Here is a 23592-nt window from a genome sequence, read left to right as displayed (position 1 = left end):
GGATAAAAATAACGCAGAAAACATTTTCTGCGTTTTAAATGAAGAGTAATCATTTCTTTTTATATGTACATAATTTTTCCACTGCATAAAAGTATACGTTTAATTTGCCATCGACAACTTTTAAAGTTTGATCTGATGTAAATGAGTTACCATAATCAATGTGATATACATTAGAATCCTTAACAAATGAACCTTTGTATAAATCATCTTTTTTCTTCGTTGTTTGCATCTCTACTAAATATTGAATGATTTTTTCTTTCTTTTCTTCTTTTACAACTGTTTCAAATTTATACGATACAGGACAAAGACCGTTTTTGTTATCAATGACTTCCCAAGTACCGTATATGTCATTATTGCTACATCCACTGAGTAGTATAATGAATAACGGAATAATGAATAGAACCTTTTTCATTTTGTACTCCTTTCTTTTCATTTTCGATAAACGTGCGAATGCGATACGAATATTGTAATAAATAAAGTTTAAATTTTTATAAAGAATTATTTAATTTCATATAAAGTGAAACTTTAATCAGTGGGGGTCTTACTGTCCATTAAATTGGGGAAGGTAGAGTTTTTAAAATAAAAAGGCATGAATCAAATGTAATCCAGATTCATACCTAATGTGCTATCTTATATTTTGTTTTTTGAGGATAAATGAAGCGGAAAGAAGAATGACAATGCCGTTTAAAATGTATACATTTACAATAGAAGAGGTTAGGTTAATTGCTCCCAAACCAGCGTTATCCAATATAGAAGTGAGTGCCGTAATTGTCAAAAAAATAATAGGCATTAGTAGTAAAAATATGAAGCCTGCCAAAACCCTTCTTTTAAAGCTATGTTGAGATAGGGAAATTGCTAAAAAGTTTATGATGCTAAACATAACGAATACAACAAAAAGGATAATAAATAACTGGATGCCATCAGACATTTTGCGCCTCCTATATACTTTATTTATATATTATATTCGAAAGTAAAATAGGTACTCCTTTAAATAATTTCAATAAGTGTATTAAATAAAATTATATATAACAAAAAGCATGAATTAATCTAATACTAATAAATCCATGCTTTTTGTTTATGTTATAAATTCGCAGATTGCGAAGGTTGTTTTTCATACTGTTTCTGTTTAGATAGCGATATGAAAATAATTAATAATGAAATAACTCCGAAGATTAGAACCATATATTGCAATCCAATCGTATCTAAGAAGAAGCCTGTGCCAAGTAAGACAATTTGGAACATAACTCTCTCAAACATATTACGGAATGAGAATAGACGGCCGTGATAGCTTTTTTCCACTTTCGTTTGGAAAATTGTCGACATAATAGGGAAGAAGCAACCGACACTAAAACCAAATAAACCAAATGATGTAAGAGACATCCATTTTATATCGCTAAAGAACAATGATAGATGTGCAAAAGCGGTACAAGCTGCGAAGAAATATAGTAACTTTTCAGGTTTGAAATGGTCCGATAAACGTTTAATAACGAAGGCACCCAACATAAATGCGATACCTTCAATTGTATATATAAATCCTTTAATCGTTGGATCATGTTGCATTTCGCTAATATTAATTACCATTAAATTAAATCCAGCTATAAATAATAGCGGGATAATACTTAATATAAGTGCTGTGAAAGCAATCGGAATTCCTTTTAAAATACGAAATACTTCCATAAAGCTATTATCTTTTGCCGCTTGTTTACTTGGTGTTGTTGATTTCTTATCTTCGAATTGTAGGAAGAAAGTTGAGAGGAATAATAAAGCGTACGCTGCCATTGAGAAGGCATACATATACTGTAAACTCATTACAACTAAAAGAATTCCACCTAGTGAAGTACCTGCAATACGAGCGATTGTACCTACATTCATATGTACACCGTTCATTTGTAATAACTCATGCTCACGTACGATGAGCGGGATTACAGATTGTAATGCAGGGAAATAAAATGCTGCTGAAATTTGAAGAGCAACCATAAATGCAATCATAAAGGCAATACTTTCAAATTGGATAGCGAAAAACATAAAAATAACACTTATAACACGACCAAACCCGGCGTAAAGAAGAACTTTTTTCTTTTCATATTGATCAATTATGCGACCTGCCATAGGACCAACTAGAACACCAGCTAATAGTCCGATAAATAATATAACTGATTTCATGAAATCAGAAGGGACATATTTTTGCATAAACTCAAGGTTACCAAGAATACCAAGCCATAACCCTAGACCAGCAATAAACTCCCCGATTAAAACAATCCAAACATTTTTATTACGCCACATAATATAAAACCTCTCCGTCTTTTAAAATGAAAAACTCGTATATAAAACCTCCTTATTTTATGTATTATTAGTAACGAACTTTTTAGAGTCAGAGTCTATATTACGTGTTTCATCAGCGGATTTCAATCTTTTTGATTTATCAAAAAATAAAAAAGCAAGAACATATAACTATGTCTCGCTTTTCTCAATTGCAAAATTAAACATTAGATTCACTTAGCAGCATTTACGCTCTTGTCCAATAGCTAAAGCGCTAAAAGATAGAGGACCAACAACTTCTGCACTTGCACCACTAGTAAGGTTTTCTACAGTTAATGAATATTCGTGTGTGCCACTGCTAACATTTTGATCTATAGCTTGAAATGTTTGAGTGTAGAATTGCTCAGAATCTGTAGATTCAATACCTGCTTGTGCATTGAAAATTTCGAAGTTATCACGGAAAATTCGGAATAAAACTTGTGAAGTCCCAGATATACCTTCTACACCAATTGTAGCGATTAATTCTACTCGATTATTACGTGAATCTCTACTTGAAATTCTTACTTTCAAATTTGCTAGAATTGCTTTATTTGGAGAAGCTGGGATTGCAAAAGTGGTTTCACCCGTTTTACTTATAGGTTGAGTAGCTTGGTAATCAATGATATGAGTCATATTCGTCACCTCCTCATATACTAAAATATGAAAGTAGCAATCGAATGGCTTGGACAAATAATGGAATATTTTAATAGAGTCGACAATAATTGATGAAAAGGGTAACTTACAAAAAAGCATCAGGATCTTATCACCTTATTGTGATAAGATCCTGATGCTTTTTTGTCATTAGGCCGAATATTCTTCTTTACGTACTTCGAAAAATTCATTACGACGTAAGTAATTATAAACTTTCTCGGATACCTCTTCTTCTTCAGACATTAAGAAACGATGATCAAAAGCATAGAAGGATTGACCTTTAATTAATTTTACGTAGTAAATTTTACACGCCTCCTCTAGCGAAATTAGTATTTACTTAATATTATGATGACCTATAAGTATGTGAATCATACTTGAAGTTTCAAAGGATTGAAGCTAAACAAAATAAAAAAGCTTACAAAATTGTAATGTTGTTGTCACGTTTTCCGATAGTTAAAAATAACCAATCTCTTCTATACTACAAATAAGTTACATAAAATAAGGGGGTAAAAAGATGGATGAAGTGATTGGAGAAGTGGTAGCAGGTATTTGTGAATTTGTGGTGGAAGTAACAGTAGATGCTATTGGGAATTTAGTTTCCGGAAATGATGAGGAAAAAGAAACATTATAATAGTTTGTAAAAGTATACAGATGATCAAACTAAAAAGGTTGATTTCTAAAGAGAAGTCAGCCTTTTTAGTTTTTACATTATATTAACATTATTTGAATATTCATTTGTTATTATGTTTGTGGAACGCATAAAGGAGGTGAATAAATAAAGATGTCAAATTTAGGAACTGATTTATCTGATTCTCGTTTGATTGTGGCGAATGTGGAGGAAAAGGAATATCACTTTATTGTTCGTGAACATCCGATTGTAGGGGGGATTATATCGCTATTGGAAAATGGAAAAGAATATGGTTTAATAAATAAACAAATTGCTAATAAAGATAAATTTATTAAATCGGAGCTTGCTAAATTAGATTATTTTAACATAGATGTTCTATATCATACACCTGGATGGATATGGATTGGCATGGATCAATTTGGTTTACATGCTCGTGAGGCTACTTATAACGAAATAGACATTATTATGAAGTTGAATGAGGATTATATTATATAGATGAAAAAGTAAAAATGTAATTGATATTTAGTGAGGTTAGGGGACTAGTTTCCGTAACCTTTTTTGTTTAATATTGAAACGGAAAATAGATATGATGTAGGACAGTATGATAAGAAGTGAGCTGAAAAGAGGATTTGAAAATACATAAAGAGAACTTTAATTATTATATGAATTCTATATGTCAATAACAATAGAAAGAAGATGATAAAATGAGTAAAGAAGAGCTTGTGAAACAACAGTTTGGTAATAATGCAGAGAAGTATGTAAAAAGTAAAATTCATGCTAAAGGACCGGATTTACAATATGTAGTTCAACAAGTTGAGTCTCGTCATAATAATCGTCTTCTTGATATTGCTACTGGCGGAGGACATGTTGCAAATGTATTAGCTCCATTGTTTCAAGAAGTAGTTGCCTTAGATTTAACAGAAAAAATGTTAGAGAATGCGAAAAACTTTATTATAAGTAATGGACATGAAAATGTATCTTTTGTCGCTGGAAATGCTGAAAGTTTGCCGTTTTCGGATCGTTCATTTGATGTGATAACATGCCGAATTGCAGCACATCATTTTACGAATCCAGATCAGTTTGTTTATGAAGTAAATCGGACGTTAGAAGATAATGGATTGTTTATTTTAATAGATAATGTTTCACCGGAAAATAATGAATACGATACATTTTATAATTTTATAGAAAAAAAGCGGGATCCGAGTCATGAACGAGCGTTGAAAAAAACAGAATGGATTACCTTGTTAGAAAAAAATAGTTTGCAAATGCTGTCATGTCTTACTTTTGACAAGAAATTTGAATTTGACTGGTGGTGCGATATGATGGATGTACCTTTGCAAAAACGAGCGAAGTTAACAGAATGTATGATGAAAACATCACTTGAAATACAAGAATTCTTTAACATTCAATATGAAAATAATAAAATTATATCGTTTTATACTGAAATGGCATTGTTTATATGTAAAAAAAGCGGGACATTAAAAAGATAAATTCCTTGCAGTCTTTTCAAAGTACGTTATACTTAGTACAGAGAAAATGAGAATTGAGGAAAAGTAATAATGATTCGCGTACGTATTGAAGGAACTGAAGAAGAAATGCTTGAATTTATGGAGAAAATGCCAGATATTCCTGGATTTGAAAAAACACATATGAGAGAACCGAGAAAAGGAAATAATCCAAAATACGATTCAAGTAAGAATGTATTAGCATATTTATCTTATAAAAAGATCGAAGTCGCCAATAAATAGGCGGCTTTTTTAGTTTGCACTGTTTCACAGCCTTGTCTTTTTTACATAATAATAATAGTAGATTATGCTGAAGAGGGGTGAGGATAGTTAATAAGAAAATCATCTTTTTTGGAGACTTTGGTATTGACGATGCTGTGGCGTTAATTTATGCAAATAAAACATGTAAATTAGATATTATAGGTATTGTTGCTGAATATGGAAATGTATCGCGAGAAATCGTAACGGAAAATGTGTATTTTTTAGAAAGATACTATGCTACAGAAGTAAAGATCATTGAGGGTGCAGCAAGACCGATGACAGCTGAAGAACCTTTGTTTTTTCCTGAAATTCATGGAGAGCACGGCCTAGGCCCCATTATTCCACCTGAAATGAGGATTTGTAAACGGGAAAATTTTTGTGAATTAATTAAATTAATTGAGCCTTGTCCAGAAGATATTATTATCGTAGCGACAGGACGATTAACAACATTGGCAACATTATTTTTATTATATCCAAATGTAATGGATAAAATATGTTCGTATTATATTATGGGCGGTGCGTTTTTATTTCCTGGTAACGTTACTCCTGTATCGGAAGCAAATTTTTATGGAGATCCAATTGCTGCAAATATTGTAATGAAGTACGCAAAGAATGCGACTATTTATCCATTAAATGTAACGCAACAGGCCCTAATTACGCCTGAAATGGTGGATATTATTAATAAAGAAGGAACAGGACAGGCAAAGCTTATTAAACCAATGATTGATTTTTATTATGAGAATTTTTATAAAAAAGAATACCCTGGTATTGCTGGAAGTCCGATTCACGATTTGCTTCCGTTCATTTCATTTATAAATGATGATATTTTTGAATATAAAAAATCTGCAGTTTGGATTAGTACGACAAATGATGTAACAAGAGGACAAAGTGTGGCTGACTTTAGAAAAATAGCTGAGCCAACAAGGTTTGATGATCGGCCAATACAAAGAATTGCGGTTGGTTTTAACTATCCTGCATTCAAAGAAGAGTTTATGCGTACAATATTGAAGCCTGATTGCCCATAATATGAGAAATATGAAGGGTTTCCACCACTAATCCAAAAACTAGTTGTTCATTATTTTGAAATAATCTAATAGTTGAGCTGTATGAATAACTTATGAAAAATGTAGCATAACTAATGGTAAGCAATTGTTTCTAATTATATTTTGATTGGTGAAATATAAAGGAGGTTATCATATGATTTGGTCTTTAATCGTTGGTGGTATATTAGGATGGTTAGCTAGTTTAATTACTGGCAGGGATGTACCTGGTGGTGTAATTGGTAATATTATTGCTGGTATTATTGGTTCTTGGATTGGTGGGAAATTACTTGGTAGTTTCGGCCCAGTAATCGGCGGATATGCAATTATTCCAGCTTTAATCGGTGCGATTATTTTAATCTTCATCGTAAGCTTCTTATTGCGAGCAATGCGAAAATGAATGTAAGGACTGTTTACATTTGTAAGCAGTCCTTTTTATATGTTATGCTAGTATTATACAATCAGGAGGTGTCAGCATTGAAAACATTTACAGTAAATTTCCATCAAGAAGATAATGCAAAAGCGACAACAGTACATAAATTAAGTGAAGAGGACTTCAACAAAGCAACAGAAAAAGGTACTCGTCATCTATTTGATTTAGATACAAACGTTGGATTCTTCGTATTCTTTGACGCAGAAGATGCAGAAGGAAATGATCAATACTTAATGCTACAATATGAAGGAGATCATGAAGAACCAACTGCGTGCTACGGATTTGATTTAAAACTATACTATCAATTTTTAGCATTATACTTAAACGATCTTGAATTCCAAGGTGAAACAGATGAAGAAGAGGAAGAGTATGGTCCAATTCATCATTTAGCTCACTTACTTTATCATATTGTTGAAGATGGAAAGTCAATCGAAGTGTAAAAATACATATGTAAAGCTGTCCTTTTGGGGCAGCTTTTTTCTATTTAAGGAAGGATTGCAGTGTAAATGGCGAGAAGGGATATATAAGGAGATGGAAAAATGATAAACAATACAATTCCAAGTTTTTTAAAATTATGGGAAAGCACCGACGTAGAATTAGCGGTCCTCAATCAATACTTCACTTCGCATCCAGAGATATTTGAAGAATACTTTAAGTATCATTGCAGAAACATTACCGACTATTATTCAAGAGATAACGAATAAATATCGTAATAAATATAGCTTTGATGTAAATATGAAATTCCACATATTTGTTGGAGCTTTTGGATCTAATGCATTCGTAGAGAGGGAGATCATGGGAGATATATTTTTTGCGGTAGAAAAATTATCTCCAGATTTGAATCATCTTCGTGTTATGGTTGCTCACGAAATAGGGCATATATATCATAATGTTATGTTACAAAATAATGGAATGGATTGGGAGAAAGCTGAGTGGACCGATGCGGCAGTTAATTTGTATCGTGAAGGTGTTGCAACATATGTATCAAAGCAAATTGTGAAAGGTTTAAATGAATCAGTGTATTACTCATATGACGATGATGGTGAACGTTGGTTACAATATTGTATAGAAAATGAAGAACAAATAAAGAAACGTTTTTTGGAAGATTATATAGAAGGATGGACGTTTGAAAAAGAGAAAGAGTGGTTTCGGTTATCTGGCGGACAATATTTTGGGTACAACCGACTCGGTTATTTTTTAGGAACAGCTTTTGTAGAATATGTTGCACAAGCATTGGGCGAGAGTGAAGTATTTACTTTTTGGAACAAACACAATTTGAAAAGATCTGTAATGGATTGGTTATCGAAATGAATCAGATTATGATAGGGGGCTGAAATGTATGAGAGTGTATGTGAAGATAGGTATGTTATTTCTCGCTTTTACATGCATTTTTGCATTAGTAGCATGTAAAGGAACGGACGAAAAAAAGGAAACAGATCCAACAACGGAAAATAGTAAAAATGAACAGAATAATACTTCTGAAGAAAAGAAAGAGCCTGATGAAAAATCAAATAATGAAGGATCAACAATACCAAAGCCAGATCCAAGTACGAAAGATACAGTAATCAATCAAAAATCAATTAACCACGTTAAAGAATTGTTTGAATTAGCGAAAGAAGGAAAAGTACCTAACGTTCCGTTTGCAGCGCATACAGGAGATATTGAAGAAATAGAAAAAGCGTGGGGGAAAGCAGATAAAACGGAACAAGCAGGAAATGGAATGTACGCTACCTTTACAAATAAAAATGTTTCCTTCGGTTTTAATAAAGGATCACAAGTTTTTGATGTACGCTCCTATCACGCAGAACTAAAATCAATTACATTACAAGAAATAGAAAAAGCATTAGGAAAACCAACTTCAGTTAAAGGAAATGGTGAAGATAAAATATATGTATATAAAGTAAACAATCAGTTTGAGTTAAAATTCATTATTCCAAAATCGACTGGTAAGGTAAATCATATTTCGGTATTTTCACCTGAGGATAGTATTAATAAAATGGCAGGGTAGGATAATAAAAAAGGATGTCACAAAAGTCGAAATCGATGACCATGTGACATCTTTTTTTGGTGTAAATAAGAAACTTCCTTTTATAAAATATGATGGGGATGCTCTAAAACATCTTTTTGAATATCTTTTCTTCTTTTCTTACGCTCTAAATTTTGAACAAAAAGAACTTGAATAATGCCTCCAATTGTTAAGAAACAAGCACAAATATAAAATAGCATACTGCCGTTTAGTTTACTTAATAAAACCGCACCGATAACAGGACCGCACGTTCGAGATACATCCCAGTGTAAGCCGTAAATTGAAAAATACAATCCACGTTTATTTGTAGGAGCGATTTCTGAAACGAATCGAAGTAAATGGTTGAAAGCAACACTTTCTCCAATGACTAAAAAGAGTAATGTGAAAAATAATGACAAGATTGTTGCTGAAAATCCATAGCCAATTGCAGCTATCGTAAAGCAGGTGTAAGCAATAAGTATGATTTTCGCCATAGAAAATTGTTCAGACCATTTTACAAGGAAAACTTGTAGAGTGATTTCCATAAGAGCTTTGCATGTTGTAATAAAAACGAGTATGCGATCGAAATCCGGAAGTGTATGTTTCACGAAAATAAGATAATTTGTTTCAGTTTGTGCATAAAAAAAGCTAATAGGAATTGTAGTAATCATTAGTCCAAATACGGCGTAATGTTTGTGTACAAATTGCTTTGGAGATGATACTTCAAGCTTTTGCGTTGGTGTTGTCATTGCCGGAGCAGTTTCTGGAAGCTGCGTCCAAACAACGACTGCATATGCTATAAGTGTAATGCTTTGCACAATAAATACATATTCAGGGTGAGTCTTATAAAAAATAGTACCAATTAAAGGACCGATTAGAGTACCTATTGCTCCCATCGTTTGCAGAAGTGAGAAGATTTCTGCTTGCTGCCCATGTTTTGTTAAATCAGCAATTTGTGCACGTTGAGCGGGAATATATAAGGAACGGCCAATACCATTTATAACGTATAATAATGCAAAGATAAAAACAGATTGAGCGAAAATGAAACTACCGATTGCAACACCTTGTAGTAACAATCCTAGTAACATAATTTTCTTTCGTCCATATTTATCAGTAATTCCACCAGCAATTAGTGTAAATACAATGTCTGAAAGTGGTTGTAATCCGAAAATAAGCATAGTTATTATGATATTACCGTTTAACATTTTATCAACGTAAATAATCATAATGATGGCTAACATGGATTCTGTTGTTCGGGTTAATAATTCGCCGCACATTCTTATAATAATTGGTTTGTTATAACGTAGTAAGAGATTGGTCAATATTAATTCCTCCTTTCTATATTGAAATGATAAGATGAAAGGAGAAAGAGAAAAAGGGTAGAAATAAAAGGGGTTATTTTTCACCTTTTAGGGGGAGTATGATGTTTATTTTAGATCAATATATTGAACTATGGTGTGTCTACGGTAAAGGGAGACGAGAAGGAGAACGATTAGAAGTAACCGTACAAATGATAGCAGAAACATTATTTTGTACAGAGCGTAATAGTAAATTAATTATAAAAAAATTAGAAGAGTTACATTGGATCACTTGGTTTCCAGGTCGCGGGAGAGGGAATCGTTCTAAATTAATATTTCAAAAGCAACCAATTCCACTAATTTTAGAAAGAGGAAAAGAATTAACGAAAAAAGGAGATGTGAAAAGTGGAATCTCATTTGTAGAACGCTACAGCTCACAATTTCCATCAATAAAGAAAGAGTATGAAGCTTGGGTAGATTCTATATTTGGTCATCAAATAGAACGGACATCTGAAGGAAGAAAAGATGTACTTCGTTTGCAAGTACAAATGAACCTGGACATCGCTTTAGATCCGGTTTACGCTACGATGCGCTCAGAATGTCATATGGTTAAACATCTTTTTGATACACTCGTATATGTAAATGAAGAAACAAATTCTATAGAACCAAGGCTTGCTTTTCAATGGGAATATAATGATGCTGAAAAGGTATGGACTTTTTATTTACGAAAAGGCGTTCGTCTTCATAATGGAAAACGACTCACTGCACATCATGTTATACATTCATTGAATCGATTTATGAAAGCTGAAAACAACCCACACGCATGGATGTTACAACATGTTGAAAGTTTCCGTGCAGTGGATGAATTTGTTGTTGAAATTCAATTACATACGGTAAATAGGATGTTTTTACATATGCTAAGCGCAGAACAGTGTTCTATCGTAATTGAAGATGAAGCAGGAAACTTCATAGGTACAGGTCCTTTTATATTACGAGAGAAGAATACACATTTATTTGCATTAGAAGTACATGATTTATATTATCGTGAAAGACCTTTTCTTGACCGAATTGAACTATTGAATGTGGAGCAAAATGTAAATACTTATGACGTGTTAGTAAAGGCGCAGTATAAAGATAAAGAAAATCTCAATAAAGAACTTTCACGGCTTGAATCGAACGTGACATATGTAACGTGTAATCTTGTAAAAGAAGGGCCAATGCAAGATGAACTGTTTCGGAAAGCGCTATATAAAATTATTCATGGCGATAAAATCGTTCAAGAACTCGGCGGAGAACGTGGAGAAGTGGCAAAGAAACTAATATTAGCAAATGAAAGCATAGTAGAAATTGAGGAAGATATCGAAAGTTTAATTAAGAGAAGTACGTATCATAATGAAGTGCTACAACTATATACATTTACAGGACGAGATCACGTTGAAGATGCACAATGGATACAAAAAGAGTGTGCGAAGTACGGGATTCGTGTAAAAACTAATTTTCTTGAGCTAGAAGAGTTATTGGAAATAAATACGATACAAAAGGCTGATATGATGCATGATAGTGCAACAATTAGCGAACGAATAGAAGATAGTTTACTATATATGTTCCTTACAAAAAACAGTTTTATTCATGGGCAAGGCAGCATGGACTTTCATAAATCACTGTCCTCTTATTTTAAACAAGAACAAGTAGAGAAAAGAGTTACACTGTTACACGATATTGAAGACACTTTGTTACGTCAAATTCATATAATTCCTTTATACCGTAACAAACAACAAGTAACTTCTCATGAAAAAGTACAAAATATAATGATTAATTCACAAGGGTGGATTGATTTTTATGAAATATGGTTTACATGTTGATATATAAGGGTTTTTACGCATTTTATAAGATGCGTGAGAACCCTGTTTTTTTGTGTGAAACAGGGTTATTTTACACATTGTTACGTTACTTGTGATAAAAGTCTATTTACAGCGTAACAGTGTTATGTTACATTGTTATCAGGAAGGAGTGTTATACAGTTGAGTACAGATTTAATTTCAAAAAAAGATTTATTAGAACTTACTGGTATTTCATACGGACAATTATATAGGTGGAAAAGAAAAAATTTAATACCGGAAGATTGGTTTGTACGAAAGTCTACATTCACGGGTCAGGAAACATTTTTTCCGAAAGAAAAGATATTAGAGCGTATTGATAAAATTCAAACGATGAAAGAGGATCTATCACTTGATGAACTAGCAAATATGTTTTCGCCGAGTGTGAGGGAAATTCTTTTAACGAAGGAAGACATTTTACGTAAGGGGATTGCATCAGAACCAGTTTTACAATTTTTCATAGAACAAACGAATAAAACAGCGGAGTTTCAATTTGTAGATATTCTTTATGTGTACATGTTAGAAGAATTACTACAATCGGGAGAAATTAGTTTAGAAGAAGGAAAAATGGTCTTGCAAGTTTTACGTGAAAATTATGAAGCAATGAAACATAAAACGTGTGACTTAATCATTATTCGAAAGTTAGGGATTTCTACATGTTTATTAGTTTCAAACGTGGACGACTTAATTTTTGAAAAAGGCACCAAAATCGTTTTACGCGAAGCGATTATGAAATATACCGAAGCATTAAAAACTAAATTGTTGTAATGGAGGAGTAAGTATGCGTACAGATAATTTGATTATAAATGGTTACGGTTCATCGAATGGCGGTGAGTTTCATAAAGTGCAATTAAACGGAAAAGGAACTGTGAATGGAAATGTCGAATGTGAGCAATTTGAATGTAACGGTTACGGAGCAGTTACTGGCGATTTGAAAAGTAACAGTGCACGAATTAGCGGATCTGGTAAAGTCGATGGCACAGTTCATGCTGAAACGATGCGAATTGATGGAAAAGCTACAATTACGCAAAATGTAAAGGCAAACAGTTTGAAAATTGCAGGAAAAGGTACGATAGGCGGGAATGTCACAGGTGAAGAATTCAAAGTCAATGGTCAAGCAACAATTGACGGTAATTGTGAAGTGGATACTTTTTCTTCAGAAGGACAATTTACAATTGGCGGATTATTAAGCGCTGATGAAATAAATATTAATATTCACGGTACATGTCGCGCGAAAGAAATTGGTGGTCAAACGATTAAAGTAAGGCATAGATCAGGTACATTAAGTAGGCTATTTAAAACAGTATTTGGCTTGCAGTTAGAAGCTGAACTATTAGAAGGGGACAATATTGATATTGATTATGCTCACATAAGAACGGTAAGAGGAAACAATATTACAGTAGGACCGAACTGTGAGATTGAATTCATTGAATATACAGGTGTTCTTACTGTTGATAAAAGCGCAAATGTAAAAGAAATTAAGCAGGTTTAATGGGAGGGAGAAAGCAATATGGAACATCCACATAGTCTCACAGTAAATGGTTCCGGCAATTCAGCAGGCGGAGATTATAATAAAGTGAAGATTCGCGGTGAAGGAACGATTTCTAATGATATGAGCTGTAATGAATTTAAAACGTACGGCACGAGTGATGTACGGGGTAATATGAAAGTGAAAAATTATGTTGTGTATGGAGATAGTGAAGTACAAGGAAATGTAGATGCAGAATATGTAAAAGTATACGGTAATACACAAATTCATGGTGATGCACATATTGAAAAAACAAAAGTTAGAGGTATGATAGATATTGCGGGGAAGTTTTCAGGTGATTTTGTCGATGTAAAAGGTGCTTTAAATGTTAGGGGAAATATTGAAGTAGAAGATTTATCATTAACTGGTGGTCTTGAAAGTGATGGATTACTTAATGCTGAAAATATTCAAATCTCACTTCGTTATGAAGGAAGTAAGGTAAGAGAAATTGGTGGTAAAAACATTACGATTCGTAAAAAAGCGAGATTTCTTCCTTTTATTAGTCATGTTGGAAACCTCCAAACTTCAATTGTGGAAGGAGATGATATTTATTTAGAACATACGATTGCTGAAGTAGTGAGAGGAAACAACGTTACAATTGGCCCTGGGTGTGAAATTAGTGTTGTAGAATATCATACTAGTTTTAATCAAAAGGGTAATGCAGTCGTTAAAGAACATAAACAAATATAAGTAGTACGAGGGAGAGAAAGGTTATGGTTGAGAAGAATAATAAGCTCGGCTTTGTTGTGGCGGGCTTATTGCTAGGTATTTTAATGGCATCAATGGATAATACCATTGTCGTAACAGCGATGGGAACGATTGTTGGTGACTTAGGAGGTCTTGAAAACTTTGTATGGGTCGTTTCTGCCTATATGGTCGCAGAAATGGCAGGCATGCCGATATTCGGTAAACTATCAGATATGTATGGTAGAAAGAGATTCTTTATTTTTGGTTTAATCGTTTTTATGATTGGTTCGGCACTTTGTGGTACTGCTGAAAATATTACACAGTTAGGTATTTATCGTGCCATTCAAGGTATTGGTGGTGGGGCATTAGTGCCGATCGCGTTTACTATCGTTTTTGATATTTTCCCTCCTGAAAAACGCGGGAAAATGGGCGGTTTATTCGGAGCAGTATTTGGTTTATCGAGTATTTTTGGACCGTTGCTTGGCGCGTATATTACAGATTATATTAGCTGGCACTGGGTATTTTACATTAACTTACCGCTTGGCATTTTAGCACTTATTTTTATTACATTCTTTTATAAAGAGTCACGAGTTCATAGAAAGCAAAAAATTGACTGGTTTGGTGCAATTACTTTAGTTGGTGCAGTAGTTTGTTTAATGTTTGCTTTAGAGCTTGGCGGACAAAAATATGACTGGGATTCTAGCTTTATTTTAAGTTTATTTGGTGCATTCGCTATTTTAATTGTTACATTTATTTTTATTGAACGAAAAGTAGAAGAGCCGATCATATCATTTGAGATGTTTAAGCAGCGCTTATTCGGAATGAGTACAATTATTGCATTATGTTACGGTGCTGCGTTTATGTCAGCAACTGTGTACATACCGTTATTCATTCAAGGTGTATACGGTGGTACCGCAACAAACTCAGGATTACTACTATTACCGATGATGTTAGGATCAGTTGTAACAGCGCAATTAGGTGGATTTTTAACGACGAAGCTTAGCTACAGAAACATTATGATTATTTCTGCTGTTATTATGCTAATAGGACTATTCTTATTAAGTACATTAACGCCAGAAACAAGTCGTGCATTATTAACAGTGTATATGATTATTATCGGATTTGGGGTTGGTTTCTCATTCTCTGTACTAAGTATGGCGGCTATCCACAACTTTGGTATGGAACAGCGAGGGTCTGCGACTTCAACGAGTAACTTTATTCGTTCATTAGGCATGACGCTTGGTATTACAATCTTCGGAATGATCCAAAGAACAGGTTTCCAAGATCAATTAGAAGAAGCATTTAAGGGTATGAGCGGAGGAATGAATACAAACGCTTTAGGAGATTCAAGAGCTATTTTATCAGAAGCGGCAAGATCTCAAATCCCGCCGCAAATATTAGATAAAATTATTGATGCTCTTTCTAGCTCAATTGTCCAAACATTTATGTGGGCATTGGTACCAGCTGGTTTAGCATTCATATTTATTTTCTTTATGGGAAATGAGCGTATGGTAATGAAGAAACAACAAAAGAATAAAAAGAGCGAAACATCTAAAGCGTAATGAAAAAGCTCCCTTCCAATTGGAAAGGAGCTTTTTCGTATGTACGGTTTTAGATTAGCCTTCGATGATTTCGTATTCTTCGTCTGCTAATAATAAAATTTGTGTTTTCTTACCTTTGTTTTGAACTTCGATTACATCGTAAGCACCTAGGTCTCTTATTTTGCTTTGAGAAGCGTTAACCATAACTTCAATAGAATCAATTAAGATATCTTCTTCAATGTATGATTCAGGCAATGCCATATCTTCAGTATCTAATACACATGCGTATAGATTTTGTAAGTTTTCAGCAGTTGGATTTTGTTCTTCAACATCAATGATGTTTTTTACTGCTTCCATATTTTCTTCTTTTGCTTGGTATACTTTAATTTTAGCCATTGTTTTAATCTCCTTTATAACGTAATCGTAGAGGCTACACTTCATTATAACGTTTTTTTTATGAAAGATGAAATCGTTATATGTATTTATAGGGAAATTTATGCGTTATTACTCATTATTGGCGTAATTTCATTATTAATGAGATGAGTAGGTAGCTATATTCCTACGTTAAAGTTATATTGTCCAAGCTTATCTCATATCCCCCTCATATTATGTGTATGAGATAAAACATATAGAGAAGGGATGGGGTGTAAGTGGGTTGTGAGCCGAAAAGAAATTATCGATGTTTCCAAAAGGATACGAGTTAAGAAAAATAGATGAACATATTGTAAATAACTCTACATTACATAAAGTCTCTGAAGATTTTACAAGTCAATTTCAATCAGTTGAAGATTATATAAACCGAGGTATAAGATATTGTGTTTTGTATAAAGGAGAAGTTGTATGCGGTGCATCATCATATAGCATTTATGATAGCGGGATTGAAATTGAAGTAGCGACTAATTACAATCATAGAAGAAAAGGGTTAGCGACTATAGTTAGTGCAGCACTAATCTTGGACTGTTTAGAAAAAGAGATATACCCAAACTGGGATGCAGCGAATACTACATCTGCAAAACTAGCTGAAAAACTAGGATATGTTTTTGATAAGGCGTATGATACTTATTTTGTGGATAATAGATGAAATCGTATTTTCAAATAAAAGAGCAGTTAGCAAAAGCTAACTGCTCCTCTCCAAAGGGGGAATGGAGAGATACAATCATGTTACTTACATTATTGACGGGAGGTTGATTTTTAATCAATCTATTATAAAAGTTGAGATAAAATATTTTTAATTAACCCTGAGGATCCAATTAAGAGTACTGATAAAAAAACGATTGAGAATATACTTTTTTTAGGTTTTTTTAATTCTATGTATATGTTAATAATGGCACCAATTGCAACTACAGTAAAGATAACGAGTCTTACTACATCTATCATAAATAACGCTCCTTTTAATTACTTAATTGTATTATATAGGAATTCGCGTTTCGATTAGTTTATTTAAATACGATTTAAGGTAATTTTAAACAAACTAATCTTTTATACAAAAGTAAGGTTAAGGAAAAAGATAGCGTAAGTAGTAATAGTATATCTTGTAGAAGCTGATGTAGACCAAATAAAGTAGGGTTATTATCTATGGGCAAGTATAACTAATATATATACTCACTTTAGGTACCTTTACAACTTAAATAATAAAACATGCTTTTCATAATGATCCAAACACCAATTATATTTTTCTAGAATAATTGGATGAACAAATTCTTTCGTAGTATCGACCTCAGTATAGCCATATTTCTTATAAAAGTTTTCTAATTCCTCAAAAGGAAGGCAATATACATGTTGTACTTGTAATTTCTTCGCAGTTTCTACTAAAAATGAAACAAGTTCCCCAGCTAATTGTAGACCTCTAAATTTAGGAAGAATAAGTATCCCACCCATTTCTAAAGTATCTTCATCTATTTGGACTAATCGTCCAATACCTGCATACTCATTGTTGTATGTAATAATTGCAACTTTATCTCTTTTTAAATCACTTCGTACAAATCCTATTGAGTCATATTGATTATTAATCCATTCTAAATCATTAGATGTAGCCATTTGGATACTCATAGACATCCTCCTTCGGAATACTAGCACTATCTTTATTATATAAAACATAAGATGCTATATCAAAAGAACTTTGATATAGCACATTTGCAAAATTTATTAGTTGAAGTTGTGGATTTGCTGGTATTCAAATGATAACTTCAACTAAAAGAGGATAAGAACCTTGTGAATTTAGTGTAAAACTAGTTCGTGTGTTTGGTAACGCATTATTATTTAAGCGTATAGAGTTTATAGGTTTATTTTAATTGGTGTAGCTACTATATTATTGGAACTAGTAAGGAAATATAATAATCACCAGCCTGAGTGATAAAAATCGTATTAGAATTTAGCAAAAAAACCTCCTGAAAAAGAAAAGGGATTTAAAAATAAGAGCACTTCGAAAAGTGCCCTTCAGTAACGACTACTCATTCTAAAAAGAAAGGATGCAATATATCATATGAAGTTAAGTTTATTTAATTATGGGCCTTTTATATAAAATTTTTATTTTGTTCCGAATAAAAAGGTGGTTGTTTCCGCAACCACCTTTCAGTAAAATAAAGCACTTTTTATGAAATAAATTATGGATGATCCCTAAAAAAGGTTATAGGATATACTCACATTTTTATAACTAAAGTGACGAGCTCAGGTTATAAGAAAGGAACAATTATATTGTATGAAATCTAGACTAGATTCGTTACAAAGAAAGCTGTCTTCTTATTAGAAGGCAGCTTTCTTTTATTAAAAAAGAAGTAGAAATAAAATAGAAGATTAAGTTACTTGTCCAAACAAATTTTTTGAAAATACATAAGATGCTAGTAGTTAGTCAATATTTTAATATTGCCAACTTTTTAGACTAAAAGGAGTGGTTTTATGTGTGATTGTGAAGTTTGTAGAAGAAAGAAAAAACGGGATCCATTAAATCGGTATTCTGAACCAAAAAAACAGGATTCAGAACCATTAAATTCTTATTCGTTTAGTAAAAATGCTAATTTTTTAGAAGAAGCTATACAAACAGATGAGATTGATCAAGTTTCTGAGGAATATATTGAAATAGTTGATTCAGCAGATGTACAAGTTACTACTACAGATACAAAAGCTGCACTATCTATCCAAGCGGCATTACAAGCAGCTATTGTGGTTGTAGTAAGTATTTCTATAGCAGATAGTGAAAAAGCAGATAAAATAACACAAGAATTATTTCAAAAATCATCTATTAAACAAATTAATAGACAAAAAACAATCATTAAAAATTCTAGAAACGTAACCGTAACAACTACTGATACAGATATTGCAGTGAATATTCAAATTCTCCTTCAAATTTTATTAGCTTTACTAGTTAAACTAAACATTTTATAAGGTTTCTAACTTGTTTATATTTAGCGATAAGGGTTTACTCTAAGTAAATGTTTTTTGTTGTAATATGTGGTACAAGCTTGGACTTCTTATTATGACTGAACTAATATTCAAGATTAATGGGAAAGTAAGTGTGGAAAACAAGAGTAAAGGTTAAACACATTATTTAACAGTAAATGAAACTTATGTTTATGTGAAGTGAAGGAAAGCTGACTTCTTATTAGAAGCCAGCTTTTTTATTTTATTAGTAAAAACGTTGAAAAGATAATATTCAGTTACTTGTCCAAGCAATTTGTATTAAAAAACATATAATGCTTGTAGTTATTTAAAATCTTTGCAGAAAATTGATTGGAGTGAATATTGTAAATGGATGATTTAAACAAATTTTCTTCCTTTAAATTTGATAAGGATCAAAAGAATATAATCATAGACCTTTTACTCTCAGATATTTTGAATAGGCATGGGATAAGTGAAGAAAAGTTAAAAGATTTATCACCAGAAAAAAAGCAGCAAATTAAAAATATTGTTTCAGAAATACAATCACAGGTTAATAATTATTTAGATTGAAAGGGGGTGAACATATGGACAAAAAATGTCATTCAAATGAAAATAAAAAGTGGAGTGCATTAGATTCTTCAAATCCCCATCCATCTTTTAAAAATGCTAACGTTTCAGAAGCAGCTGCGCAGGAAAGTAAAACTTACCAAATTTCTGAAGAATCTATTACAATTGTTGATTCAGCAGATGTAGAAGTTACTACTACAGATACAAAAGCTGCATTATCTATTCAAGCAGCTTTACAAGCAGCTATCGTGGTTATAATAAGTATTTCTATAGCAGATAGTGAAAAAGCTGACCGTGTAGCGCAAGAATTGTTTCAAAAATCATCTATTAAACAAGTTAATAAACAAGAAACTGTTATTAGAAATTCTAGAAATGTTACGGTTACGACTACGGATACAGACATAGCAGTAAATGTTCAAATTCTTCTCCAAATTTTATTAGCTTTACTAGTAAAATTAAATATTTTATAAAATGTTTAACCCCTTTTTTAGATACAGTGTTTCTTATAGGAGAATGTAGTACAGGCTATAAATATTTATCATAACTGGACTAATATTCAATATCGCCAAAATAATAATACAAACAATCTGATGGAAAATAAAGTTTGGTTATTGTATAAAAATCTAAAAGCCATTTCCTTTATTATTGGATTTGGCTTTTAAATTTTAAAAAGTATAGATTTTAAATGGTTAAATAAAATTAAAGAATTAAATACAAAAACTCACAAAATTATTCGTGTTATAGAAAAAATAAAAATAAAAAAGTGGTTTAAATGACATTACTTTCATTAACAGTTCAAGTTTTGAAGAATAGTGCATACAATATAAAGTGTTTTCCTTTCTTCATTTAAGTTTTACGTATATAATTTAAAAGTACTATTTTTATTTTATATTTTTTATATTTATAACAGAATAGAGGTTTAAAAATGGGTGTTAAAATCATTACGGATAGTGCGGCGGATTTACCGGTAGAATTGCTGCAAGCATATGATATTGATTTAATTCCACTCCGTGTTTATGATGAAGCAGAAACAGAGTATTTAGATGGAGTTACATTAGAGTCAGTTACATTATTGCAAAATATGAGAGAAGGCGCTGTTTATAGAACGTCATTGCCTTCCCTTGAAACTTTCCAAGAAAAATTTGTTTCTTATGCAAAAGAAGGTAATCCTTGTATATATTTAGCTTTTTCATCTGAACTGTCTGGTACATATCAATCATCAGTTCTCATTAAAGAGGAAGTAAAAGAAACATATGCTAACTTAGATTTAGAAATTATCGATACGAAATGTGCCTCGCTCGGTCAAGGGCTTGTCGTATTAGAAGCTGCTAAAATGGCGAAAGACGGTGCATCAAAAGAAGATATTTTAAAACGTGTTGATTTTCTAATGAGCCATATGGAACATATCTTCACTGTAGCTGACTTACAGTACTTAGTGAGAGGTGGACGTTTAAGTAAAGTCGCAGGATTTATCGGTGGTTTACTAAACATTAAGCCAATCTTAAACGTGGAAGAAGGAAAGCTTGTACCACTTGAAAAGGTAAGAGGAAAAAAGAAAGTACTAAGCCGAATTGTAGATATTATGGAAGAGCGCGGAAAAGAACTTAAAGGTCAAACAATCGCAATGACTCATGGTGATGACATAGAAACAGCTGAAGCTTTAAAAGCATTAATTACAGAGAGATTTGGCTGTGAAGTATTTATCGTAAATACAATTGGAGCAGCAATTGGAGCACATACAGGACCGGGTGTTATAACGTTATTTTTCTTAAATGAAGTCGAGTAAAGGATTGATCTTTTGATCAATCCTTTTTTCTTATTAATCTGTAATAATCGGTCGATATGGTATCGGTGAAGATAAAATCATCGAAGTTTTGACTGTTCCAAATGGTATAACGATATCAATTAATTCCTCTAATTCTTTCATAGAGTGAACCGCTACCTTTAAATAATAGCTACTTTCACCTGTTACTCGATGACATTCGAGTATTCTATATTCTTCGTAGATTTTCTCCTCAAATTTTTTGCAAGGAATCTTTAGATTTTCAATTCTTAAAAATGCTTGAATTGATTTTCCTACTGCATCTAATGATATCCGTGCAGTATATTTCTCGATTATTCCAGTATCTTGTAATCTCTTTAGCCTTTCGGTAACACTAGGACGGCTGAGGTGTAAGTGCTCAGTCATTTCTGTAATCGTCATTCTCGCATCTTCTTGTAGTAATAACGTAATTTTCTTGTCAATTTCATCCATGAATTATGCTCCTTTGCAAAATTGAAATTAAATTTCCGAAATAAATACATAATATAAAATCTAATGTTAAATTACATACACTTTTGTATATTGAATAGAATGATAACTTTCTATAATTAAAATATAAATGGAGGTGCATGTAATGTCTAATCATTTTGGTGAAACAATTTCTATTAAAAAGGGAACAGCCTTATACGTCGGAGCGGTTCTAGGATCAGGAATTCTTATATTACCTGGTATGACAGCGAGTGTAGCAGAGGGGAATGCAATTGTTTCTTGGCTTGTTATGATATTACTTAGTATTCCACTTGCATTCACATTCGCATTTTTATCGATAGAGCATCCAAGTGCTGGTGGAATAGCTACTTTTGCAGAAAAAGCTTTCGGTAAAAAGATAGGTGCTATTATAGGATGGTGTTTTTTTATTGCAGGTAGTGTTGGGCAAATCGTAGTCTCAATGACTGGTGGAATGTATATAGTGAGAGTGTTTGATTTATCATCATATTTTTCTTACGTTATAGCGCTTATTATTTTAAGTACTTCAATTGTTTTCAATTTATATGGGTTAAAAATGAGTGGGTGGTTTCAAGTATGTATTGGTGTATTAACTTTCTTTATTTTAATTGTAACAATTATTAGTTCACTACCTTATATTGAAATGAAAAATATAAATGTACATATTTCTATGCAAGAAATAAATCCAATTTTAGAGGCATCAGTATTAATTTTTTGGTCTTTTTTCGGCTGGGAAGCTATTGCAAGTTTAGCTCCAGAATTTAAAACACCTAGAAAAAGAAATATTATTTTATCTACGGCATTTGCGATTGTTATTATTGGAGTTTTATATATTGGTATTGCATTATCCGTAATTGGAACGAAATCTTATCATATAAATGCTGATAATACTACAGCTCTCGTGCTTGTAATCAAGCAAACTTTAGGTGAACAATTTGCATGGGTAATTGGATTTTTAGCTTTTATCATTTGTTTAGGGACGACAAATGCCTTTATTGCAAGTATGGGTCGCTTAGGTTATTCACTAGGGAGAGAAGAAATTGCACCTCGTTATTTAGGATATATTAATAAAAAAAGAGAAACACCAACAAATGCAGTAAAAGTTGTAGGTTGTATTGCAATAATAGGTTTGCTGATAAGTTTCGTTTTTCATATTAGTATAGATAAAATTGTATTAATACCGAATTCGTTAGGAATTGTTACATATATAGTAGGTACTGCGGCTGGGATGAAATTAATAAAGAATAAGTTAGGTGAATTTTTTTCTATAGTAGCTTTTACATGTTGTGTAGTAGTTTATCCTTTTATTGGAGGAGTAATATTGATTCCAGTGGCAGTAGCATTTATCTGTTTGTGTTATGTGCGTTTCAGTAGCGTAAGCAAAGAGCATAAATAAGAATGTTTGTATAGAAATCTAAATATTAAAATATATTAAAATTTTACCATTTCATCTAAAATCGGCAAGGATACCCCCTACTTCAATTGTGTGAAGGGCGATAGCCCAACGATAAGTGGGGGAGGAATTGCCGGTAGATACGGTATGGTACGTTAAAAATCGTAAGATTCTGTACCATATCAAGTATCTGAAACTTCCACCTTGCCTCCTACTTTCTCTACTTAAGTTGTTTG

Annotated in this window: 26 protein-coding genes and 3 pseudogenes; 19 read left to right on the top strand and 10 right to left on the bottom strand. The window is 32.4% G+C overall.

Annotation, left to right across the window (positions count from 1 at the left end; translation table 11 throughout):
* Nucleotides 1-49: 49 nt before the first annotated feature.
* The 5 genes from RTP99_RS26405 to RTP99_RS26385 form a co-directional block, all read right to left on the bottom strand.
* Nucleotides 50-412, bottom strand: coding sequence for a hypothetical protein (locus RTP99_RS26405; protein WP_000756368.1), 363 nt, complete (start codon nucleotides 410-412; stop codon nucleotides 50-52).
* 213 nt (nucleotides 413-625) lie between these two features.
* Complete coding sequence (locus tag RTP99_RS26400) at nucleotides 626-928, bottom strand: hypothetical protein (protein WP_046647399.1); 303 nt, start codon at nucleotides 926-928, stop codon at nucleotides 626-628.
* Nucleotides 929-1080: 152 nt separating this feature from the next.
* Nucleotides 1081-2283, bottom strand: coding sequence for an MFS transporter (locus RTP99_RS26395; RefSeq protein ID WP_000269241.1), 1203 nt, complete (start codon nucleotides 2281-2283; stop codon nucleotides 1081-1083).
* A gap of 213 nt (nucleotides 2284-2496) precedes the next feature.
* A complete protein-coding gene (gene exsC / locus RTP99_RS26390; RefSeq protein WP_016717751.1) occupies nucleotides 2497-2931 on the bottom strand; it encodes an exosporium protein ExsC in 435 nt (144 codons plus the stop codon).
* A 168-nt stretch (nucleotides 2932-3099) separates the two neighbouring features.
* The gene (locus tag RTP99_RS26385; RefSeq protein WP_071680000.1) at nucleotides 3100-3252 is read right to left on the bottom strand and encodes a YqbF domain-containing protein; all 153 of its coding nucleotides are present in this window, start codon (nucleotides 3250-3252) and stop codon (nucleotides 3100-3102) included.
* A gap of 478 nt (nucleotides 3253-3730) precedes the next feature.
* Here RTP99_RS26385 and RTP99_RS26380 point away from each other — a divergent pair.
* The 8 genes and pseudogenes from RTP99_RS26380 (at nucleotide 3731) to RTP99_RS26345 (ending at nucleotide 8824) form a co-directional block, all read left to right on the top strand.
* Nucleotides 3731-4092, top strand: a pseudogene (locus tag RTP99_RS26380) (hypothetical protein).
* Nucleotides 4093-4281: 189 nt separating this feature from the next.
* On the top strand, nucleotides 4282-5067 hold the full coding sequence (locus RTP99_RS26375) for a class I SAM-dependent methyltransferase (RefSeq protein WP_046647397.1): 786 nt from the start codon (nucleotides 4282-4284) through the stop codon (nucleotides 5065-5067).
* A gap of 69 nt (nucleotides 5068-5136) precedes the next feature.
* The gene (locus RTP99_RS26370) at nucleotides 5137-5325 is read left to right on the top strand and encodes a DUF3970 family protein (protein WP_000621879.1); all 189 of its coding nucleotides are present in this window, start codon (nucleotides 5137-5139) and stop codon (nucleotides 5323-5325) included.
* Nucleotides 5326-5402: 77 nt separating this feature from the next.
* The gene (locus RTP99_RS26365) at nucleotides 5403-6368 is read left to right on the top strand and encodes a nucleoside hydrolase (protein WP_001223676.1); all 966 of its coding nucleotides are present in this window, start codon (nucleotides 5403-5405) and stop codon (nucleotides 6366-6368) included.
* Between the two features lie 172 nt (nucleotides 6369-6540).
* Nucleotides 6541-6783 (top strand): GlsB/YeaQ/YmgE family stress response membrane protein, encoded by a 243-nt coding sequence (locus RTP99_RS26360; protein WP_000638307.1) that lies wholly within the window; start codon nucleotides 6541-6543, stop codon nucleotides 6781-6783.
* Between the two features lie 77 nt (nucleotides 6784-6860).
* On the top strand, nucleotides 6861-7256 hold the full coding sequence (locus tag RTP99_RS26355; protein ID WP_000847587.1) for a hypothetical protein: 396 nt from the start codon (nucleotides 6861-6863) through the stop codon (nucleotides 7254-7256).
* A 99-nt stretch (nucleotides 7257-7355) separates the two neighbouring features.
* Nucleotides 7356-8127: pseudogene (locus RTP99_RS26350) on the top strand (DUF5700 domain-containing putative Zn-dependent protease).
* Between the two features lie 28 nt (nucleotides 8128-8155).
* On the top strand, nucleotides 8156-8824 hold the full coding sequence (locus tag RTP99_RS26345; RefSeq protein WP_001267134.1) for a YjgB family protein: 669 nt from the start codon (nucleotides 8156-8158) through the stop codon (nucleotides 8822-8824).
* A gap of 80 nt (nucleotides 8825-8904) precedes the next feature.
* On the opposite strand, the gene RTP99_RS26340 is transcribed toward RTP99_RS26345, so the two are convergent.
* A complete protein-coding gene (locus RTP99_RS26340) occupies nucleotides 8905-10143 on the bottom strand; it encodes an MDR family MFS transporter (protein ID WP_000183217.1) in 1239 nt (412 codons plus the stop codon).
* Nucleotides 10144-10244: 101 nt separating this feature from the next.
* Here RTP99_RS26340 and RTP99_RS26335 point away from each other — a divergent pair, with 101 nt between their 5' ends.
* The 5 genes from RTP99_RS26335 to RTP99_RS26315 all read left to right on the top strand — a co-directional run bounded on the left by RTP99_RS26335 (nucleotide 10245) and on the right by RTP99_RS26315 (nucleotide 15773).
* A complete protein-coding gene (locus RTP99_RS26335; protein ID WP_000470183.1) occupies nucleotides 10245-11981 on the top strand; it encodes an ABC transporter substrate-binding protein in 1737 nt (578 codons plus the stop codon).
* Nucleotides 11982-12140: 159 nt separating this feature from the next.
* On the top strand, nucleotides 12141-12764 hold the full coding sequence (locus RTP99_RS26330) for a YhbD family protein (RefSeq protein ID WP_000102249.1): 624 nt from the start codon (nucleotides 12141-12143) through the stop codon (nucleotides 12762-12764).
* Between the two features lie 13 nt (nucleotides 12765-12777).
* Nucleotides 12778-13488, top strand: coding sequence for a bactofilin family protein (locus tag RTP99_RS26325; protein ID WP_001258376.1), 711 nt, complete (start codon nucleotides 12778-12780; stop codon nucleotides 13486-13488).
* 18 nt (nucleotides 13489-13506) lie between these two features.
* Nucleotides 13507-14214 carry a hypothetical protein gene (locus RTP99_RS26320; protein ID WP_000400896.1) on the top strand — a complete coding sequence of 236 codons (708 nt, stop codon included), beginning with the start codon at nucleotides 13507-13509 and terminating at the stop codon, nucleotides 14212-14214.
* A 23-nt stretch (nucleotides 14215-14237) separates the two neighbouring features.
* Nucleotides 14238-15773: an MDR family MFS transporter gene (locus RTP99_RS26315; protein ID WP_000229615.1), complete on the top strand. Its 1536-nt coding sequence runs from the start codon at nucleotides 14238-14240 to the stop codon at nucleotides 15771-15773.
* Nucleotides 15774-15827: 54 nt separating this feature from the next.
* Here RTP99_RS26315 and RTP99_RS26310 read toward each other — a convergent pair whose 3' ends face one another.
* Entirely contained in the window at nucleotides 15828-16148 is a 321-nt protein-coding gene (locus RTP99_RS26310) for a hypothetical protein (RefSeq protein WP_001062732.1), read from the bottom strand.
* Nucleotides 16149-16425: 277 nt separating this feature from the next.
* On the opposite strand from RTP99_RS26310, the pseudogene RTP99_RS26305 reads away from it, so the two are divergent.
* Nucleotides 16426-16833: pseudogene (locus RTP99_RS26305) on the top strand (GNAT family N-acetyltransferase); the annotation flags it as partial.
* Between the two features lie 122 nt (nucleotides 16834-16955).
* On the opposite strand, the gene RTP99_RS26300 reads toward RTP99_RS26305, so the two are convergent.
* Entirely contained in the window at nucleotides 16956-17129 is a 174-nt protein-coding gene (locus tag RTP99_RS26300) for a hypothetical protein (protein WP_046647385.1), read from the bottom strand.
* A gap of 240 nt (nucleotides 17130-17369) precedes the next feature.
* Entirely contained in the window at nucleotides 17370-17801 is a 432-nt protein-coding gene (locus RTP99_RS26295) for a GNAT family N-acetyltransferase (protein WP_000027221.1), read from the bottom strand.
* A gap of 846 nt (nucleotides 17802-18647) precedes the next feature.
* On the opposite strand from RTP99_RS26295, the gene RTP99_RS26290 reads away from it, so the two are divergent.
* The 4 genes from RTP99_RS26290 to RTP99_RS26275 all read left to right on the top strand — a co-directional run bounded on the left by RTP99_RS26290 (nucleotide 18648) and on the right by RTP99_RS26275 (nucleotide 21480).
* Nucleotides 18648-19133, top strand: coding sequence for a spore coat protein (locus tag RTP99_RS26290; RefSeq protein WP_000332787.1), 486 nt, complete (start codon nucleotides 18648-18650; stop codon nucleotides 19131-19133).
* A 363-nt stretch (nucleotides 19134-19496) separates the two neighbouring features.
* Complete coding sequence (locus RTP99_RS26285; protein ID WP_000342255.1) at nucleotides 19497-19697, top strand: hypothetical protein; 201 nt, start codon at nucleotides 19497-19499, stop codon at nucleotides 19695-19697.
* 14 nt (nucleotides 19698-19711) lie between these two features.
* Nucleotides 19712-20164, top strand: a complete 453-nt coding sequence (locus tag RTP99_RS26280) for a spore coat protein (protein ID WP_000358153.1) — start codon at nucleotides 19712-19714, stop codon at nucleotides 20162-20164.
* A 455-nt stretch (nucleotides 20165-20619) separates the two neighbouring features.
* Nucleotides 20620-21480 (top strand): DegV family protein, encoded by an 861-nt coding sequence (locus RTP99_RS26275; protein WP_000538289.1) that lies wholly within the window; start codon nucleotides 20620-20622, stop codon nucleotides 21478-21480.
* Nucleotides 21481-21513: 33 nt separating this feature from the next.
* Here RTP99_RS26275 and RTP99_RS26270 read toward each other — a convergent pair whose 3' ends face one another.
* Nucleotides 21514-21948 carry an Lrp/AsnC family transcriptional regulator gene (locus tag RTP99_RS26270; RefSeq protein ID WP_000343327.1) on the bottom strand — a complete coding sequence of 145 codons (435 nt, stop codon included), beginning with the start codon at nucleotides 21946-21948 and terminating at the stop codon, nucleotides 21514-21516.
* Between the two features lie 142 nt (nucleotides 21949-22090).
* Here RTP99_RS26270 and RTP99_RS26265 point away from each other — a divergent pair, with 142 nt between their 5' ends.
* Nucleotides 22091-23359, top strand: a complete 1269-nt coding sequence (locus RTP99_RS26265; RefSeq protein ID WP_000064907.1) for an APC family permease — start codon at nucleotides 22091-22093, stop codon at nucleotides 23357-23359.
* The last annotated feature ends 233 nt before the right edge of the window (nucleotides 23360-23592 follow it).

It is taken from the genome of Bacillus sp. (in: firmicutes) (assembly GCF_031983925.1).
GTDB classification, from domain to species: domain Bacteria; phylum Bacillota; class Bacilli; order Bacillales; family Bacillaceae_G; genus Bacillus_A; species Bacillus_A pacificus.
Note: the sequence above shows the minus strand (reverse complement) of the source record. Positions and strands in the feature narration are given on the sequence as shown.